Genomic DNA, 15,945 nt, shown 5'->3' with positions numbered 1-15,945 from the left:
CGGTTCTGCCATCCTGTCGCCTCCAAGCCTTCACAAGATGCCCCACGCCCGAAACCTCCCCCTGCCCGTCATCTCCCGCAGACCCAACTCCTCGACGATCCGCAGCGCCGCCCGCTGCGTAACCGCAAGTTCCTTGGCGATCATCCCGGCCGACACCAACGGCTTCGCCATCACGAGCTCGATCATTTTTGGGAGTTTTGACGACGTCCGCTTCCCGACCAGCTTGCGTTCCATCATGGTTCTCGCCAGCGCCAGCCGGTCATGTTCTTTAAGCCCGAGCTCTGCGGCCGCCAAAAAACCATGGGCAATTGCCAGCAGTCGCGTTTCCCGATCGCGATGCCGACGGCGATCCACGGCGACGGTTTTCAGGCCGAGATTGATCGCGGCAAGATGGGCACCTGACGTGATGCCGGCCTGACGCAGGATGGAGGCGGACAACAGCCGGCCGAGCCAGGGCGCATGCTGCAGCACTTCCAAAGTGTTCCAGGCATCGAGGGCGATGATCGTCTGCAGCACCGGCGGCAAATTTTCGGCCTGCCGCACGACACCGCGCCAGTCCTGCAGCCGCTCATCCTCATCCCAGTCGAGATCATAAATCATCGGATTTTTTTCGGCCGGACGGCTAGCCGTCGCCCGGTTGCCGACGACGCATGCAGGTCGCGTGGCATCCTTGATAGCGGCGTCCGAGCGGGCGAGCAACGCGTCGATGGCTGCAAATTCGTCGACAAGCGCGCTCTCATTTTTGTCCTCGTTCCCCTCCCCTGCTCCGTTGGCAGTGTCGGGCACAGCGTCATCATCCGCGTCCGGTGTCTCATCACCCAAAGATGCTGCAGGCGCCCCGGCGAAGACGTTGTGGCCGCGGAGACTACGGAGGCCGTTGGATGACAGCGCCCAGCCGGGCAACTGTAAGACAATGCGTCGGCGCATGCGCAACACGTCGCGAGCGATGGTGAGTTCGTGGGTCGGGGCGCGAATGTCTTTGGTCGCGTCATGGAGAACGAGGTCTTCGAGATGGACGAGCTCGCCATCTATCCACAACGAGGCACAGGCATCGGTGAAATGCGTGCGTTCGACAAAGCCGTCTCCGACCGGCGAACGGGCGATCCGCTCGTCCAGACGGGACAATGCGGAAGCCGCGTCGGAAATCGGCCGCAACAGGCTTGAGAGGGGTAATTTTGCAAGATCGTAAACCATTGAAATCATGGTAAATGATTTATTAAACGGACACCAGTAACAATTTGCTGTCCGTCACATGGTACGGTTTTGGGTCGTGTTTATAACCATCGATAAGTACCTCTTATCGATGGTAATCAGACTCTCTGGTTGACCACATCTGTCGGCGATCCTGATTCAGCGGATTCCCCACATTTCCGGCGATTTCTGGCCTATTTCGCCCTAATCCGGTGGATTCAACGCGCTCTTCGCGCTTTGCCCGCTCACCACAGGCGCAGTCGCCGCAGGCTCCGAAGAAAATTTCGGTCGGCGTCGTCCGTCCGGGAGCCGATCAGCGAACGTTATGCGCTCAGAAGCCTTACATCCTGGCGTTTCCGCCTCAGATCGCCGCTGGCGCGCGTTCGAGTAACTGGATGATCAGACACCAGTGAATGGTCATAAATCGCGGTCTACGGACTCGCATATCACCCATAAAACACGCTTGCAAAGGACCGTTTATCGACGCATTCTTTATTTGAACAAAATGCCAGAATCGAGCCGAATATCCATGGCAAAATCAGCGAGACGTGTAGCCCCTCCCCTGCCGCGGCGCTTGATGGGTTATGCGCGTGTTTCTACAGAGGACCAGCTCCACGATGCGCAGGTCGATGAACTGCGCGCGGGGGGCTGCGACCGGATCTATCAGGAGCACGGCTCAGGTGCCTCTCGTGCCAGACCAGTTCTCGCCAGACTGCTAAGGGAGCTGACCACCGGCGACGTCCTCGTCGTCGTGCGACTGGACCGGTTGGCACGATCCGTCAGTCATCTGCTTGATGTCATCGAAGACCTTGAGGAACGTGGCGTCCATTTCCGATCGCTGCGCGATCCGATCGACACGTCGACGCCTCAGGGTATGTTTTCGCTACAGGTCCTGGGCGCCGTCGCCCAGCTTGAGCGTGCGCTCATAGCGGAGCGAACGAAATCGGGTATGAAGGCTGCCAAGGCACGCGGCCGGATTGCAGGCAATCCGGGCCTTCGCGAGCGACGCCCTGAGGCGATACGGACTGCGGCCGCTGCGAAGAACCAGCTTTATCTCGACGAGCTGATCACCTCGGCGCAGACCTGGCTTCCGATGGTGAAGCGACTACGCCCACAGCATAGCTGGGACAATGTCGTCCTGGTCCTTAACCGCAAGGGCCACGACTGGACTGTCGAGCGGTTACGCCGTGCTGTCCATCGCATGGTTCGCGAAAAGCTCGCGGACCCTGAACTGTTGGCGCGATCCCCTCGCAGACCAGTAGACGATCACCATATGAAGCTGGTGGCAGCAATCGCTATCGCCGATCCGAGTTTGACACTGCGCGACATCGCGGCGCAGTTGGATCAGATGGGAGAGCGTCCGGTTCGCGGCGGCCGGAAATGGCAACCCTCGTCCGTAAAAGCGCTCATGGACGAGGCGTTTCGCTTCGGGCTTCTTCGGGGCTGACGGAGTCTCAAAGAGTGCTAAGTCAACGCGTCGGCTCCACAACGCAGCACCACGTGTCGATGTAGGTGCAGCATCACCCTGCTGGCGTAGATGCCAAGCTCCGGTAGAAGATGTAACCTGCGACGACAAAGATGAGCGCCGCGAACAGACGGTCGAGTATGTTCTTGTAGGCGCTCAGTCGAGTTGCCAGCATCGTGCCGAAAAGGCCGCCTGCTACGCCTCCACCAATGAACTCCATGGCAAGCCACCAGTCCACTAGCCCGGACGCCGCGTAGTTCAACGCGGTCGCCAGCCCAAACGCTCCGACGGAGAGGAGCGACGTGCCGATCGCGTTGATCATCGGCATCCCGGTCGCCAGCATCAGGCCGGGAACGATCAGGAAGCCGCCACCAATCCCGAAGAAACCCGATGCCGCTCCGGCTGCAAGCGCCACAGCTGCGGTTACAAAGCACATCCTGAGGTCGACCGGCCGGCTTTTTACGGACGTCGGCTTCCTGGGCTTGAGCATCAGGGCGCCCACGACGACCATCAGGACGCCGAACAGGAAGATCAGGCGGCCTCCGTCCATCGCTTTGCCGAGGCTGGAGCCGGCAAGCGCGCCGAAGACGCCGAGCAAGGAGAAGACGGCTGCGCACCGCCACCAGACGTGGCCCTTTATAGCGTGGCTCGCGAAGTTGGCGAAGGCGTTCACCGAAACCGCGAGCGCTCCGGTTCCGATCGCGATATGAGGCTGCGTGACGCCGACGACATAAAGCAGGAGCGGCGTCGCCAGAATGGATCCGCCGCCGCCGAGAAGGCCGAGCATGAAGCCGACGATCCCGCCAGATCCGACGGCCGCGAGAACGGAAGTGCTCATGTCCTTCCGCTCCAAATCCGGTCGTAAAGTATCATGCCGACCAGCATGGCGACGACGAACAGCACCGTCTGGGGAAAGCCGACCGACAGGGAAGCGACAGCCGGCCCCGGACAGAGGCCGCCGATCCCCCAGCCGATTCCGAACAAGGCCGAGCCGATGACCAGCGGCGCGTCAATCGTCCGGTTTGTGGGCACATGGAAACTGTCGTCGAAAGCAGGATGGCGCATCTTCTTCATCACCTGTACGCCGATGAAGGCGACAGCGACGGCGCCGCCAAGAACGAAGGCAAGGCTTGGGTCCCAGTTGCCCAAGACGTCGAGGAAGCCTTGGACGCGAGCGGGATTCAGCATGCCGGAGAGCGACAGGCCGAAGCCGAAGACAATGCCAGAGGCGAGGGCGGCGCCGAATTGATAGATGGTCCTATTCATAATCCGAGGCCTCGTAGAATGGTGACGGCGATGACCCCCGCGATTAAGAAGGTGGCGACGGCGGCCATGGATCGTGGAGAGAGGCGGCCAAGGCCCAGCACGCCGTGGCCGCTGGTGCATCCGGATCCCATCCGCGAACCGAGGCCGACTAGCAGTCCGGCGACGATGATCATCGGCCAGCCCGCTGTGATCTCGACGGTCGGCCAGTTACCGACCGCCAGCAGGTAGACGAGCGGCCCGAGCAGGAGGCCAAGTACGAACGCAAGATTGGTGGTCAAGCCGATGCCTTGGGCAAGGCGGCCGACGATGCCGCTGATGCCGGCGATCCGGCCGTTCAGAAGCAGGAGCATGACCGCGGATGCGCCGATCAGCATGCCGCCGCTCAGCGACTGGAGATAGATGTTCATGTCTCTTCCTTTACGCAGAAGATGTCATAGAGCGCGGAGACCAGTTGTGCGGCCTTCTCCTCGGTCAGGCGGTAGAAGATCTGCTTTCCATCCCGCCGGGTTTCGACAATTCCGGAGCTCCGCAGCACCGTCAGATGCTGCGAAAGATGCGGCTGATGGATGTTGAGCTTTTCCTCGAGTTCGCCGACCGAGAACTCGCGCTCGACCAGCGTGCACACGATCATGAGACGGGACTGGTGGGACAACGTCTTCAGGAGATCGGCGACCTCTCCGGCCCGGCCGACCATCTCGGCGGGAGAGAGCCGTGCCTTCATCATTTTCCTTAAATCGGTGTTCATTCCCATGCGGCTCCCTGCAATGCATCGAGCGGGAACTTGAGGTAGCGCTTGCCGTTCGCTTCAGGCTCCGGCAGACGCCCTCCGCGGATGTTTACCTGCAGCGCATGCAGGATGAGCTTCGGCAGCGGCAGCGTCTTGTCACGCCTCCTCCGGAGCTCCACAAACTGCTCTTCCGTCACTCCGGCAAGATGCTCGTTGGACTTCTTCTGCTCGGCCACCGTGCTTTCCCACCGCGGAGCGCGACCGTTCGGCTGGTAGTCGTGTCCGGTGAAGATTCGGGTGTCGTCCGGGAGGGCGAGGATGTCCTGGATCGATTTCCACAGGACGCGGGCGTCTCCGCCGGGGAAGTCTGCCCGCGCCGTGCCGCTCTCGGGCATGAAAAGCGTGTCATGGACGAACGCCGCGTCGCCGACCACGTAGGTGATCGAGGCGAGCGTGTGACCGGGCGAGAACATCACCTTCGCGTCGATGGAGCCGACCTTGAACATTTCGCCGTGTGCGAAAAGGTGGTCCCACTGCGAGCCGTCGGTGGCAAGCTCGGGCCAATTGTAGATCCTCTTCCAGAGCTTCTGAACATCAACGACGCGTCCGCCGATCGCGGTTCTGGCACCAGTCTTCTCCTTGAGATAGTGGGCCGCGGAGAAATGATCAGCATGCGGATGGGTATCGAGGATCCACTCGACGGTCAGGCCATTCTGCCGGACATAGTCGAGGATCGCGTCGGCATTGATGGTGCCAGTGGCTCCGGCCTTCTCGTCGAAATCCAACACCGGATCGATGATGGCGCACTTGCCGGTCGCGGGATCGGACACGACATACTGGACGCTCCAGGTACGCTTGTCGAAGAAGCCCTTCACCTGCGGGCACCGCTCAGCGTTCTGCTTGAGCCAGGCTTTAGCGGTACTGGTGTCGAAGCCGCGGCCAAGTCCGAACCCAACGACGTCTTCGGCAGCCATTCGCCCGTCGAGAACCTCGCCGATTAAATGGAGGGTGAGGGACCTCGTGCCCGACTTGCAATGGGCGAACACCGGGCCTTCGGACGCATCGACCGCCTTCTGAAAGGCACGGACGTCGGCTTCGGTGATCGTACCTAGCGTGACCGGGACATAAGCGTAGGACAGGCCGCACTGCTCGGCTTCCTGGCTTTCCACGTCCGTGCCGGGCTGGGCGGCGTCCTCGGCGTCCGGGCGGTTGTTGATCAGCGTCGCGAAACCCTGGCGACGAAGGGACTTGATGTCGTCGGCATTTGGCTGCGGCGAGACCGACAGCTTCTCTGAAATCCTGATCACGGACATGACTGACTCCTTAGTCCATTTACATTATACATTATAATATAACGTATAATGTTTATCTTTCAAGTCCCCCAAGTGACCTGATCGTCGCAGCACACTCAGGAGCAGAGAGACGCCCTCCGACCCCAGAGGAGCTTTCTCGACGCCGCGTCGCGCCGACCGGACCCCGAATAACGACGGAAGCAGCAGTTTTACAGGGCGATTACAAGAGAGCGCGTCACCCCTCGAGGAGATCCAAAAGACTACGAGCTAGTCGCGAGAGCGCGATTGAGCGTTGGCGTCCCCTAAGCGTCGAAATGGCGTGCCACCTCGGATCCTTCGTAATCGCGGCGACAGCTCTAAAATATTTACTGTTGGATCGAGGCGGAAGATCGATTCTGCTTTTTTTCCCCGTAGATGACCGAGTAGTCAGGGACTGACTCGAAGTTATATTTTTCTCAAACTGCTGGAAAGCGAACGTCAAACAATCGCTAGGAGGGCCGAACTCGGATTGTGCGCTGCTGATATCCAGCATCTGCGCCATCGTCAGGAGAGTGCTGGACCGCCATGTCATGGACAAGCACGTCAACGGCGCATCCACGTTCACCGGGATGGAAGCCGGCCCTTTTATGTCTTGGACGCCGAAAAAAGTGATCTCGGGTCTTCCGTGGTTCACAGAACCGCTCCAGAGAAAGCGGATAGCCTTTCGAATGTCGGCAAGCTTTGTCTCGCCCCTCCCCTTCTCCGCATCGTCGATCGCCTCCATCGTCGCAATCAGCAGGCCGGCGTAACGGAGTTCAAAATGCGACGGTGGGGCACGCGACACAGCTCTCATACAGCCGGAGCAAATCAGCTCGGCCAACCCGTCCCGGTATTCATACCGGAAGTCGCATCGCCTTAAACATTTCAGACAGGAGAAGCGGAGGCGAACGCGGTGGATGCTACAAGCAACGGTCTCAGCGCGCGACCAGTGTCTGCGAAGATACTGATCGCGGCCGTTTCGCCGATCGCCCTCCAGGCAGGCGGGACATATGCCGCGCCATCTGGACTGCCGGACATAACCAAGTGAGGCAGCATTCCGGGAAAGTGCGAGCGCCTCGACGACGGCAGGTCGGATCCTGCAAGCGCGGCTCCATCTCCAAACACTTGTCGGGTCTGGATCGAAATCGTTATCGGTTGAGCTGTCGAGGCCCAGCCAAGCTTCAATATCAGCACTTTGCCGGGAATACCTTGCCGCAACCCGCGCCTGCCACGATGAGATCAGTTCGTCGCCATATGGCCGCGGTGCCAGCGGCAAAAGCGGTGTCGTCCTCACCGGGCAATCCGTCTCTGCAGTTGCCGCTCCGAGTATCGCGTCATCGAGATCAGGGGCAAAACCAGCTCGCCACCGGTGAAGCTTTCGATGGCAATGCGCTCGTTACCACTTCGGATGGCCTCGACCGCTGCGGTCTCAATCAACCGGAAAATCCTGACCGTTACACCGTCGGTCAACTCAAGGACACGTTGGCGGACTGCGGCAGTGCCTATATCGGATGGTTCCCTGAGGGGGAGAATTCCGGCCAGACTCGACAGAAGCTGGGCCAGATTTTTGTCGTTGGACCAACGGTTCAGATGAAGAGCATCGAACCGCTCGGCGAGCTGTTGGTCTGTTAGAAGGGCTTGTCGGGCAAGGTCCGTCCCCGCACAGATCATAGGCACCTTCAGATCATTAGCCAGGAACCGGATGACGTTGAGGAATATTCGCTGCTGGCGAAATGTGCCGGTCAGGACAGCGTGGATCTCGTCGATGATCAGCATCCGAACGCCCATGTCACGCATCATGCTTCGGCAAATGGCCTTCAGGCGCCATGCGGCTTCGTACTGGGGACCTGGCGCGCCCAGTGCATTCAGCAGCTCACCATAGACATCGCGCTCGATCGGCTCGGCCGGCATCTGCATGGCAACGACAGGCATCGTCGTGACGCCTGTGCTCCGGTCGAACCGAGGCGGATGATCACGTAGGAATTTCCGAATGATCTTGGTCTTGCCGATACCGGTTTCGCCATAGATGAGAAGGCAGGGCATCCGGTCGCGCGGAGGGTAAGACAGAAGATCCTCTAGCCGCCTGATCACCGTCGTTGCTTGCGAAGTCTCAAGCCATCTATCCGCACGCAGCCAGGCGATGCGCTCATCGGTATCGAGATCGGCATACTGGCGATACGCCGGCTGCAGGTGCTCGTATGCTGTCATGACCACTCCTCCACGGACAATGGTGGCAGATCCTCGAAAATTTCTGGACTGGGCTGGTCGACGGGAAGAGCGTCGTAACCCCGACTTGCGAACAATGCGCGCTCGCTCCGCTCTGCATTCCGGCGCACGGTTCGTGTTTTCACCGCAGCGTCCGCCAAAAGTTGCCGCTGCTCGGCAATCGTCGAAAAGATCAGCTCTTCGTTGACGGCCCGGACGCCTTTTGCTCGCAATGCAGCCAAGGCCAGACGATGCTCACCAAGCGTGATACGCGGGCGCCGAAGATCAGCGAAATGAACCGTCCAGACGAAGCCGTCGGCCCCTTCTACCTGAACGCGCGACAGGTCTCGGGGGTCGTACTTGACGCGCACCCGCTGGCCCCGGCCGGCCCATGGGCTAAGCACATCGTCCCAATAGCGAAGCCCGAACAGATGGATCCCGTCTCTACGGACGAACCGTTCTTCAAACGGCAGGAAATCCTTCAGGAACTGGCCAGGATCATGGGGAAGCCTCAACGCGTATGGCCGATCAGCAAGGCCGTCATCCCAGGCCAGCCGTGGAGGCACGCCCAGGCTGCGATGAAGATCGGCATGATAGCGGCCTGTGATTTCGAGTGTGAGCCACCTCTCCAACTCATCCAAGGTCATCGCTGCATGTTTCTCGGAGTCATAAGACCCGCGATCCGCGACGTTGCTTGAGGTCGAACCCGGCAGCATATGCACCGCCCCCATCATGGTGCCGATCAGCCGTTCGATATGCGCGCCGTAATGCGGACGGCGAACCGGACGATGAACAAGGGAAATTCCGTGTTCTGCTGCCCCGCGAACGAGAGCTTTGCCATGAAACTCTCGAGCGTTGTCGAGATGAATGATATCCGGAAGGCCATGGGCCGGCCAATCGGCCTTGATACGCCGATCTTCGAGCCACGGTTCCTTCGGCAAGACCGACTGTTGAACGACGAGGGCAACGGATGTCGATGAAGGGCTTTCCAGACTGATATGAAAACCGGCCACCATCCGGCTTGCGATATCGATGGCCAGTGTCAGCCACGGCCTTTGCAAAGGGCGGCGATGGAAAGAATCGACGATAAAGAGATCTACGAGCGTATGGTCGATCTGCACGACCTGAAATGCATAGTCTGCAGTATATTCCCGGACAACCGGTGCGAACCGTTGGCGCGCGGCCGTGGCTCCCTCCCTATCTCTATAAAGCCCCCTTTGGTCCGCTTGATGGACTCGACCTCTGACAGCTTTCAAGGAAGGTGTGGGGATACCGGCCTCGTGGCACAGCTGGCGGACGCGGTCATGAAGTGCCTTCGCAGTCGGCCGTTCGCGACTTCGATAGGTGTCGCGGATTGCAACCTCGATGGTCTCTTCGACATCGTCACGCAGTCGACGGCCTCCCTTTTCTTGACCCGCCACGCCATCAAGAAGCGAGCTGGCTACCGGCGCCACTCGATAAAGGGCTATCAGTTCGTAGAGACGCGACCGCTTCAACCCAAGTTCCCGGCACACTCGTGCAAGGCCGAGCGCTGGTATACGCTTCGCCGCTGCCAGCGGCCGGATCAGCGCTTCGCGAGTGACCGCCTTCGTCCAAGCGACCTCAGTCGCCACCATTTTATCGGGTCTTTTGTTCATCCTATATCTCCCCATCCCGTCACGGTTCAAGTGGAGCTTTGCGCCGACTACATCGACAGCTAAGATGACGCGGGATCGTAACAGAGCCGCGACAGCACTTTAAGTGACGAAGGAGTCCGGAGAATTAGGGCGAGTCCGGCGAAATTGGAAAACCCCTTGTCCTGAGAAATCAGTGAGATAGAATCCACTCGATTAAGAATGCCGACAACATCGGTTAAGAACCGTATTTTAAAACGAAACGTTTCATCGGAGAGCCCCATGAGCACCACCGTCAAAGTATCTGAAGCCAAGGCACATCTGTCCGAACTGCTGGTGCGTGTCGAAGCCGGTGAGGATGTGATTATTTCGCGTGGCAACGACCCGATCGTTCGCATGTCGAAGATCCGTAAGGAAAGCGATTTGCAACTGCTGATGAACGAGGTGCGCGCTGCGCGATCACGGGCGATGCCATCGACACATGACGAAATTTTATCGTGGCGCGATGAAGGTCGTCGTTGATGAGTTTTATCATCGATGCGTCCATGGCAGCCGCATGGCTTTTGCCCGAAGAGTTTTCCACAGAGGCTGAAGATGTCATCGGCTCGATAACAGCACCCTGCCCTATACCATCCCTTTTTTGGTTTGAAATCAGAAACATTCTGGCAATGTCAGAGCGGCGCGGTCGCATCGGGGCAGGCGATGCACTTGTTGGAATGGAGCGGATCAGACGGCTGCCGCTGGAAGATGCGGGGATAGGCGGTGATGGACTGGTGCTTCTGCTCGCGGGCAAACATACACTCAGTGCTTATGACGCTGCCTATCTTGCACTCGCCATGAACAGAAGCTTGCCACTCGCCACGCTGGACCGCAAACTTGCTGTAGCTGCTCGAAAGCAAGATGTCCGGATTTTGGGACCCTTCGCCCATGGCGACTAATGATAAGACGATTTCTGCGCGGGCGGAAGAACTTGATACCATAGCGGCCGTGTTGCCGCTTGAACGTCGAGATGAACTTGCTGAACTGCTGACCGATCAGGATATCGAAACACTTCGCCATCTGGTCAATCAGGGCATGGGTGCCAACACACTGCGGGCACTCACGTCAGACCTTGCCTATCTTCAGGCATGGTCGATTGCGGCTACAGGTGCGTCGCTACCTTGGCCTGCACCTGAAGCACTTCTGCTCAAATTCGTTGCTCATCATCTGTGGGATCCCGAAAAGCGTATCAGTGATCATGATCACGGCATGCCACAGAACGTCGATCGTCTTCTGCGGGAGCAAGGGTTTCTGAAATCTGTTGGCCCTCACGCTCCCGATACGGTCCGCAGACGACTGGCAAGTTGGTCGACGCTGACGAAGTGGCGCGGTCATCAAGGGGTGTTTTCCTCCCCTGCCCTCAAGCAGGCGATCCGACTGGCAGTCCGGGCCACGCCGCGTCCGCGAAAACGCAAAAGCGCAAAAGCGGTGACTGGCGATGTTCTGGCAAAGCTCCTTGCGACCTGCGTGTCAGACAGCCTGCGCGACGTCCGTGACCGGGCAATCCTGATGGTGGCGTTTGCGTCCGGTGGTCGTCGGCGCAGCGAAATCGCTGGGCTGCGCAAGGAGCAGTTGACCGTCGAGGTGCCAATTGTGGTCGACAGCGCCAGTCCCCTCCCCTCGCTCTCGATTCACCTCGGCCGGACAAAAACGTCCAGAGGTGAAAACGATGACGTTGTCTATTTGACGGGCCGGCCAGTGGACGCGCTCAATGCATGGATTTCGGTGGCCAGGATCGACAGCGGAAGCATTTTCCGCAAGATCGATCGCTGGGGAAACCTGTCGAAACATGCGCTGGAGCCGGGCGCCATCAATGCGATCCTGAAACAGCGTGTGGTACTGGCTGGGCTGGAGCCTGCGGAGTTTTCAGCTCACGGCCTGCGGTCCGGATATCTGACGGAGGCAGCGAACAGTGGCATTCCCCTCCCCGAGGCTATGGAGCAATCACGCCATCGTTCCGTTCAGCAGGCATCCAGCTACTACAACAATGCCACACGGCGCAGCGGTCGCGCCGCACGAATGCTGTGACGGAAAGGCCCGGAACTTAGTACATGACAATTCTTTTCAAAACGACGATCACGGAAGACAAGGCGTTTGCAAAGATCGAAGAAGCGCTGAACACCGGTCGCGAATACGACGGCTATTTCAGTGTCGCCGACGATGACGGCGAGACGCCTCTGCCTTGGGGACCCTCGATGAGTGCTGAAGAGTTCCTCGCAACAGTGAGGGAAATGCTGGAAATGACGTGGAAAGCGGCCCGGTTTTGGGTTGTCTATGACCGTCGAGAGGATCGTGGAGATCCTGAAGCCATTGCGATGCGCAATGCAGCGTTTCGTATCACACGCGGCTATAACGGCGTCATCGTAGCTTCGTTAAGTCTCCTGGGACGGAAAGACGCTTTGCAAGATCTCGAACTGATTTTCGTCTGTTTCAGAGAAGATTTCCAACGTCGCAACTTTCGAATTCGCTTTGAAAACAAACCCATTACACCTCGGTGAGGCCAATCAATTTTGCGCCAACACCGGACATCGCGGCTGGCGCAAATTTTTCCTATCCTGCGACGTGGCAGCCGTTGCTCATCAGTTGACCCTTGCGACGCGCAACACAAAGATTTCGAACGGTTAGCAATAGAATTATCGACCCATGGACCGCTTGATGAGCCCTTGTTGGTCGATGGAAAGGAACAGTCTGAATAACTCTCTTCCTACATCTTGCTCAAAAACCACGCCAGCATCCTGCTCGTTGGAGACTACACGTCCCTGACATGGCTACATTAGGTCATGCATGACGTGAATCGCCGCTTGTCATCGACAAGGACGGCTCTTTTCTTGGCTTGGCCTAAGATGTACGCAAAGCGTTCGAGTGGCGACGTGAGGTTAGTTGGCCGCCAAAGCATTTGGAAGAAATCGGGTTCGGTACGGTTCCAGCTCCTTTCACCTGCTCTTCTGCTACGGCCAAAGCGCAATCCATCACTTACCCCCTTTGAAGCAGTCATCGAAGATGCGTTGCGCGAGGATTCTAGTGCGGAGGCTGAGCGCACCATTGGTCTATTGCAACGCCTTGATTCAGTCTGAAGGATTCCACCTGATCGATAGCCGCGGGGACAGCACACGCCCTCATCATGGACACAAAGGTCTCCAATAACTGACCGTCTTAGAGCTGAACTGGATACGCCAATGAACACATCCATCTCTGGCATCGTTGCAATGGTTATGGCCATCCTCACAATCCAATCGCTCGCATCTGCTGAGATTATGGCACCATTTCCGCAACGCGTTCCCAGCGATGCTGCAATGTCATCGGATTGCGCTGCGCCACCAGAAGCGATTGTCAGTCTTGCCATCACCTCCAAATATGGCAGCGATGGACCACAGCGAGATACGATCGACCCAGAGGCTGATCGCACTTTCAAAAAGCAGATGAAGCCTATTAGAGCGTTTTCCCAGCAGGTCGTCAAAATGGCGAACCGCTATACGTTGCGAGGTGGAATTGCCGATGCGCAATGCACGCTGTCATGGCTGGATGCATGGGCGCATGGCAAAGCTTTGTCCAAGATGGATAACCCCAATGCGGAGTTTGAACGTGCACAAACACTCACCGCGCTCAGCATCGCACTGATGCAGGTCGAACCTGCTGTGCGCAATGATCCCCGCTTTCCAACCATCGTTGGATGGATGACTGATTTGGCGACATCCACCAACGCATTCTTTGATGCCACACGCGATCGGCTCAAGGGGTCGCGGAATAACCATGCCTACTGGGCCGCACTCGCTTCAGCAAGTGTGGCGGCTTTGGCTGATGACAAGGCCCTCCTTGACTGGTCTGTGCAAACGTACCAGCGCGGTGTCTGCGGCGCGACCGCGCAAGGCGCATTGCCGCTGGAACTTGAGCGCGGAAAGAAAGCTGTCGAATACCACCTCTTTGCGCTGAACGCGCTGGTGCCTGTAGCGGCGTTTGCCGAGGCCAATGACATTCCGGCTTACGATATGTGCGATGGCGCCCTGCGCAAAATCGTCAATTTCACGCTGAAGTCGATCCGCGACCCAGCAGCGATGGCCTTAGCGGCTGGCAGAGCGCAGGAACCTTTTGTGAACGGGATGCCCTTAGCCCAAGATTTGGCGTTTCTCGAAATCTATCATCGAGCCTTTCCGAGGACGGCTCCTATGGAGCGCGAGCTCTTAAAGTTGCGCCCTCTCATCGCCACCCCTTTGGGCGGAAATCAGACTTTATTGTACCGCCATTAGCTATATTTTTGCCGATTCGCGCAAGTTAGGTCTGAATTAAATCGGGCTCTCTTTTAGAGCGGGCGCTAAATGACGGATTGGGATGCAGAGCTTCGGTGATTTTTGCAGCCGTTTCTAGACAAGCTATCATTCGCAGGGCGAGGCGCGTGACCTCGCCCACGCGCTGGTTGGCCGCATCGCCTATCGAGAAATGCAGACTGCGAAGGATTGATGGTGCAGTAGATGCACTCGGTATGCCACGGCTGCGAGGTAGAGTTCCCGACAATTAATTCTCTTTCAGCAATCGAGCAAGCATGCGCTGAAGACAGATTTTACCCGCACCTACCACACGCAAGATATTCCAGTTCTAGGGCCGCGCATTTCCGTCAAGACACTTACGGATTGTCGAACGATCGACCCAGGTTTTTACCCGATTATGCTGCGAGAAGACGTTTTAGGTCAACGCCGTAAAACAATTGAATGACACAACGCAGAAAAAGAGCGGCGCGAGTTCCGTGAAAGCTCAGCACGTGAGTTGAGAGTAGATCCCGTACTTAGTTGAAGGGGCTACGGACCGCGCGCTTTACGCTTGCCACCGATGGGCCACTAACCATCCGATAACGCGCTGCTACGAGATTATAAACGCCGAATGCAGCGAGACCTACCCCAATGACAACAAAAATGATCGCGCCACCAGGCAACTGACGCATCCACTCCAACGCGTCGGCCATCCCGCCAGCCTGATCGGGGTCTACTTGAAAGCCTGCATAGGCAAACAACACGCCAACGACAGCGAATACAACTCAACGGGCCGCTAGACCGTAGACACAGACATAGGTGAGCCAAGATGAACTGTTGGGGAGTCTGATGTATTTCTCGAATTTGCGGGTCAGACCTTTGAGGATGGTAACGATGCCACCGACAAACAAGCCGATACCAATGGCGATGGCTAAATAAGAACCAAAGGGTTGAGAGATGATCCATGCCGCGAGGCCTTTCTCACCTAATCCCTCGCCTCCGCCAGCCGCGAAGATTGAATGCCCCAAAGCGTAGCTTCCAAGTCCCATATAGGTCACTGCGCTACCGAATAAGCTTCCCCTGATAATCAATCCTTTTACGTCCCTGCCATGCCCATCACTGTCTGCCAATGCCTGAGCCAAACGCCAAGCAACGAAGCAGATGAGGCCGGCGCCGATCATTCCAACCCATATCTTTCCGAATGGTTGATCAAGCATTGACGTTATCGCGGATTTACTTTCGGGTCGTCGACCTCCGACGCCTGAGAACGGTGCCAACATCGCGACGAGAAAGAACACGACACCTCGGGCGGCATATCCAAACTTTGCGAGCATCTCGAAACGAAGTTTTGTAGCAATTACTTTCCCCCAACTCTATATCTGACAAGGAAACGCAGAAGGTGCAAAAAGGTTGTCTGACGATAACAATGTCGTTCTATAAGACGACCCCCCACGGACCGTGTTTACGACTTTCTTAGCGTCCGACGCGTGCTACCCAATGCGCACCGTTCGATTTGAGCTGCGATTTATTCGCCCATGACCATGATCTCATAGAAAAAGAACTAGATAACTGCGTCTTCCGGTCAAAGAGCCTTGGCGCGAGGTTTAAAAACTTCAATATGGAAGGCAGCAGACAGTAGATAATCTTCGTGGTCAGCTGACCACATCGATAAGTATCTGTTTTAATAGCCTTTTTAGAACTGATCGCCAGGCAGAGCTCTTAATCTGGCTGGATACAAAGTTGCGGCCTACGTAATTCTTTCAATGCCTATGTGTGGCATCAACTCATGGCCGCGTGGCAGCAGGCTAAAAATATCTTTAGCAGGGCAGGCAACAAAAACGGTCAGTCAAAGTCTATGCGCGAAGGGAAGGGAGGGAGGGAGGAGGGA

Annotated in this window: 15 protein-coding genes and 2 pseudogenes; 7 read left to right on the top strand and 10 right to left on the bottom strand. The window is 57.6% G+C overall.

The genetic code is table 11. The features are described 5' to 3' along the window. Positions 1 to 30: 30 nt before the first annotated feature. On the bottom strand, positions 31 to 1,203 hold the full coding sequence (locus JZX89_RS14170; protein WP_207134424.1) for an RHE_PE00001 family protein: 1,173 nt from the start codon (positions 1,201 to 1,203) through the stop codon (positions 31 to 33). A 517-nt stretch (positions 1,204 to 1,720) separates the two neighbouring features. Here JZX89_RS14170 and JZX89_RS14165 point away from each other — a divergent pair. Beyond that, positions 1,721 to 2,638, top strand: a complete 918-nt coding sequence (locus tag JZX89_RS14165; RefSeq protein ID WP_183902762.1) for a recombinase family protein — start codon at positions 1,721 to 1,723, stop codon at positions 2,636 to 2,638. 73 nt (positions 2,639 to 2,711) lie between these two features. Here JZX89_RS14165 and JZX89_RS14160 read toward each other — a convergent pair whose 3' ends face one another. Genes JZX89_RS14160 through blh form a run of 5 tightly spaced genes read right to left on the bottom strand, consistent with a single transcriptional unit; the run spans position 2,712 to position 5,962 of the window. Beyond that, on the bottom strand, positions 2,712 to 3,494 hold the full coding sequence (locus tag JZX89_RS14160) for a sulfite exporter TauE/SafE family protein (protein WP_183902761.1): 783 nt from the start codon (positions 3,492 to 3,494) through the stop codon (positions 2,712 to 2,714). Then, positions 3,491 to 3,922 (bottom strand): YeeE/YedE family protein, encoded by a 432-nt coding sequence (locus tag JZX89_RS14155; protein WP_183902760.1) that lies wholly within the window; start codon positions 3,920 to 3,922, stop codon positions 3,491 to 3,493. Before JZX89_RS14155 ends, JZX89_RS14160 begins: the two co-directional genes overlap by 4 nt. Continuing rightward, positions 3,919 to 4,329, bottom strand: coding sequence for a YeeE/YedE family protein (locus tag JZX89_RS14150; protein WP_207134423.1), 411 nt, complete (start codon positions 4,327 to 4,329; stop codon positions 3,919 to 3,921). Before JZX89_RS14150 ends, JZX89_RS14155 begins: the two co-directional genes overlap by 4 nt. Beyond that, on the bottom strand, positions 4,326 to 4,673 hold the full coding sequence (gene bigR / locus JZX89_RS14145; protein ID WP_183902758.1) for a sulfite-sensing transcriptional repressor BigR: 348 nt from the start codon (positions 4,671 to 4,673) through the stop codon (positions 4,326 to 4,328). Before bigR ends, JZX89_RS14150 begins: the two co-directional genes overlap by 4 nt. After that, the gene (gene blh, locus JZX89_RS14140; RefSeq protein ID WP_207134422.1) at positions 4,664 to 5,962 is read right to left on the bottom strand and encodes a bifunctional sulfur transferase/dioxygenase Blh; all 1,299 of its coding nucleotides are present in this window, start codon (positions 5,960 to 5,962) and stop codon (positions 4,664 to 4,666) included. The genes bigR and blh overlap by 10 nt, the downstream gene beginning before the upstream one ends. A gap of 548 nt (positions 5,963 to 6,510) precedes the next feature. Between blh and JZX89_RS28575 the strand changes: the two genes are divergently transcribed. Then, entirely contained in the window at positions 6,511 to 6,729 is a 219-nt protein-coding gene (locus JZX89_RS28575; RefSeq protein WP_246746709.1) for a hypothetical protein, read from the top strand. 143 nt (positions 6,730 to 6,872) lie between these two features. On the opposite strand, the pseudogene JZX89_RS28895 reads toward JZX89_RS28575, so the two are convergent. The 3 genes and pseudogenes from JZX89_RS28895 to JZX89_RS14125 form a co-directional block, all read right to left on the bottom strand. Beyond that, positions 6,873 to 7,253 (bottom strand): annotated as a pseudogene (locus JZX89_RS28895) (TniQ family protein); the annotation flags it as partial. Then, complete coding sequence (locus JZX89_RS14130; RefSeq protein WP_183902755.1) at positions 7,250 to 8,167, bottom strand: TniB family NTP-binding protein; 918 nt, start codon at positions 8,165 to 8,167, stop codon at positions 7,250 to 7,252. The gene JZX89_RS14130 and the pseudogene JZX89_RS28895, both read right to left, overlap by 4 nt. Next, positions 8,164 to 9,801, bottom strand: a complete 1,638-nt coding sequence (locus JZX89_RS14125; protein ID WP_207134421.1) for a TnsB C-terminal domain-containing protein — start codon at positions 9,799 to 9,801, stop codon at positions 8,164 to 8,166. The genes JZX89_RS14130 and JZX89_RS14125 overlap by 4 nt, the downstream gene beginning before the upstream one ends. 258 nt (positions 9,802 to 10,059) lie before the next feature. Here JZX89_RS14125 and JZX89_RS14120 point away from each other — a divergent pair, with 258 nt between their 5' ends. The 5 genes from JZX89_RS14120 (at position 10,060) to JZX89_RS14100 (ending at position 14,060) form a co-directional block, all read left to right on the top strand. Beyond that, entirely contained in the window at positions 10,060 to 10,299 is a 240-nt protein-coding gene (locus JZX89_RS14120; RefSeq protein ID WP_111838627.1) for a type II toxin-antitoxin system Phd/YefM family antitoxin, read from the top strand. After that, positions 10,299 to 10,715 (top strand): type II toxin-antitoxin system VapC family toxin, encoded by a 417-nt coding sequence (locus JZX89_RS14115; protein WP_111838628.1) that lies wholly within the window; start codon positions 10,299 to 10,301, stop codon positions 10,713 to 10,715. The genes JZX89_RS14120 and JZX89_RS14115 overlap by 1 nt, the downstream gene beginning before the upstream one ends. After that, a complete protein-coding gene (locus tag JZX89_RS14110) occupies positions 10,705 to 11,844 on the top strand; it encodes a site-specific integrase (protein ID WP_207134420.1) in 1,140 nt (379 codons plus the stop codon). Before JZX89_RS14115 ends, JZX89_RS14110 begins: the two co-directional genes overlap by 11 nt. A gap of 23 nt (positions 11,845 to 11,867) precedes the next feature. Then, positions 11,868 to 12,314, top strand: a complete 447-nt coding sequence (locus tag JZX89_RS14105) for a hypothetical protein (RefSeq protein WP_207134419.1) — start codon at positions 11,868 to 11,870, stop codon at positions 12,312 to 12,314. A gap of 678 nt (positions 12,315 to 12,992) precedes the next feature. After that, a complete protein-coding gene (locus tag JZX89_RS14100) occupies positions 12,993 to 14,060 on the top strand; it encodes an alginate lyase family protein (RefSeq protein WP_207134418.1) in 1,068 nt (355 codons plus the stop codon). Between the two features lie 533 nt (positions 14,061 to 14,593). On the opposite strand, the pseudogene JZX89_RS14095 reads toward JZX89_RS14100, so the two are convergent. After that, positions 14,594 to 15,415: pseudogene (locus JZX89_RS14095) on the bottom strand (DUF1206 domain-containing protein). Between the last annotated feature and the right edge of the window lie 530 nt (positions 15,416 to 15,945).

It is taken from the genome of Agrobacterium burrii, assembly GCF_017313405.1.
GTDB classification, from domain to species: Bacteria; Pseudomonadota; Alphaproteobacteria; order Rhizobiales; family Rhizobiaceae; genus Agrobacterium; species Agrobacterium burrii.
This window is presented reverse-complemented; position numbering and strand designations above follow the sequence as displayed.

Coding starts and splice junctions, on each gene's coding strand:
- JZX89_RS14170 (WP_207134424.1), bottom strand. CDS start 1,203: ATGATTTCAATGGTTTACGATCTTGCAAAATTACCCCTCTCAAGCCTG.
- JZX89_RS14165 (WP_183902762.1), top strand. CDS start 1,721: ATGGCAAAATCAGCGAGACGTGTAGCCCCTCCCCTGCCGCGGCGCTTG.
- JZX89_RS14160 (WP_183902761.1), bottom strand. CDS start 3,494: ATGAGCACTTCCGTTCTCGCGGCCGTCGGATCTGGCGGGATCGTCGGC.
- JZX89_RS14155 (WP_183902760.1), bottom strand. CDS start 3,922: ATGAATAGGACCATCTATCAATTCGGCGCCGCCCTCGCCTCTGGCATT.
- JZX89_RS14150 (WP_207134423.1), bottom strand. CDS start 4,329: ATGAACATCTATCTCCAGTCGCTGAGCGGCGGCATGCTGATCGGCGCA.
- bigR (WP_183902758.1), bottom strand. CDS start 4,673: ATGGGAATGAACACCGATTTAAGGAAAATGATGAAGGCACGGCTCTCT.
- blh (WP_207134422.1), bottom strand. CDS start 5,962: ATGTCCGTGATCAGGATTTCAGAGAAGCTGTCGGTCTCGCCGCAGCCA.
- JZX89_RS28575 (WP_246746709.1), top strand. CDS start 6,511: ATGGACAAGCACGTCAACGGCGCATCCACGTTCACCGGGATGGAAGCC.
- JZX89_RS14130 (WP_183902755.1), bottom strand. CDS start 8,167: ATGACAGCATACGAGCACCTGCAGCCGGCGTATCGCCAGTATGCCGAT.
- JZX89_RS14125 (WP_207134421.1), bottom strand. CDS start 9,801: ATGAACAAAAGACCCGATAAAATGGTGGCGACTGAGGTCGCTTGGACG.
- JZX89_RS14120 (WP_111838627.1), top strand. CDS start 10,060: ATGAGCACCACCGTCAAAGTATCTGAAGCCAAGGCACATCTGTCCGAA.
- JZX89_RS14115 (WP_111838628.1), top strand. CDS start 10,299: ATGAGTTTTATCATCGATGCGTCCATGGCAGCCGCATGGCTTTTGCCC.
- JZX89_RS14110 (WP_207134420.1), top strand. CDS start 10,705: ATGGCGACTAATGATAAGACGATTTCTGCGCGGGCGGAAGAACTTGAT.
- JZX89_RS14105 (WP_207134419.1), top strand. CDS start 11,868: ATGACAATTCTTTTCAAAACGACGATCACGGAAGACAAGGCGTTTGCA.
- JZX89_RS14100 (WP_207134418.1), top strand. CDS start 12,993: ATGAACACATCCATCTCTGGCATCGTTGCAATGGTTATGGCCATCCTC.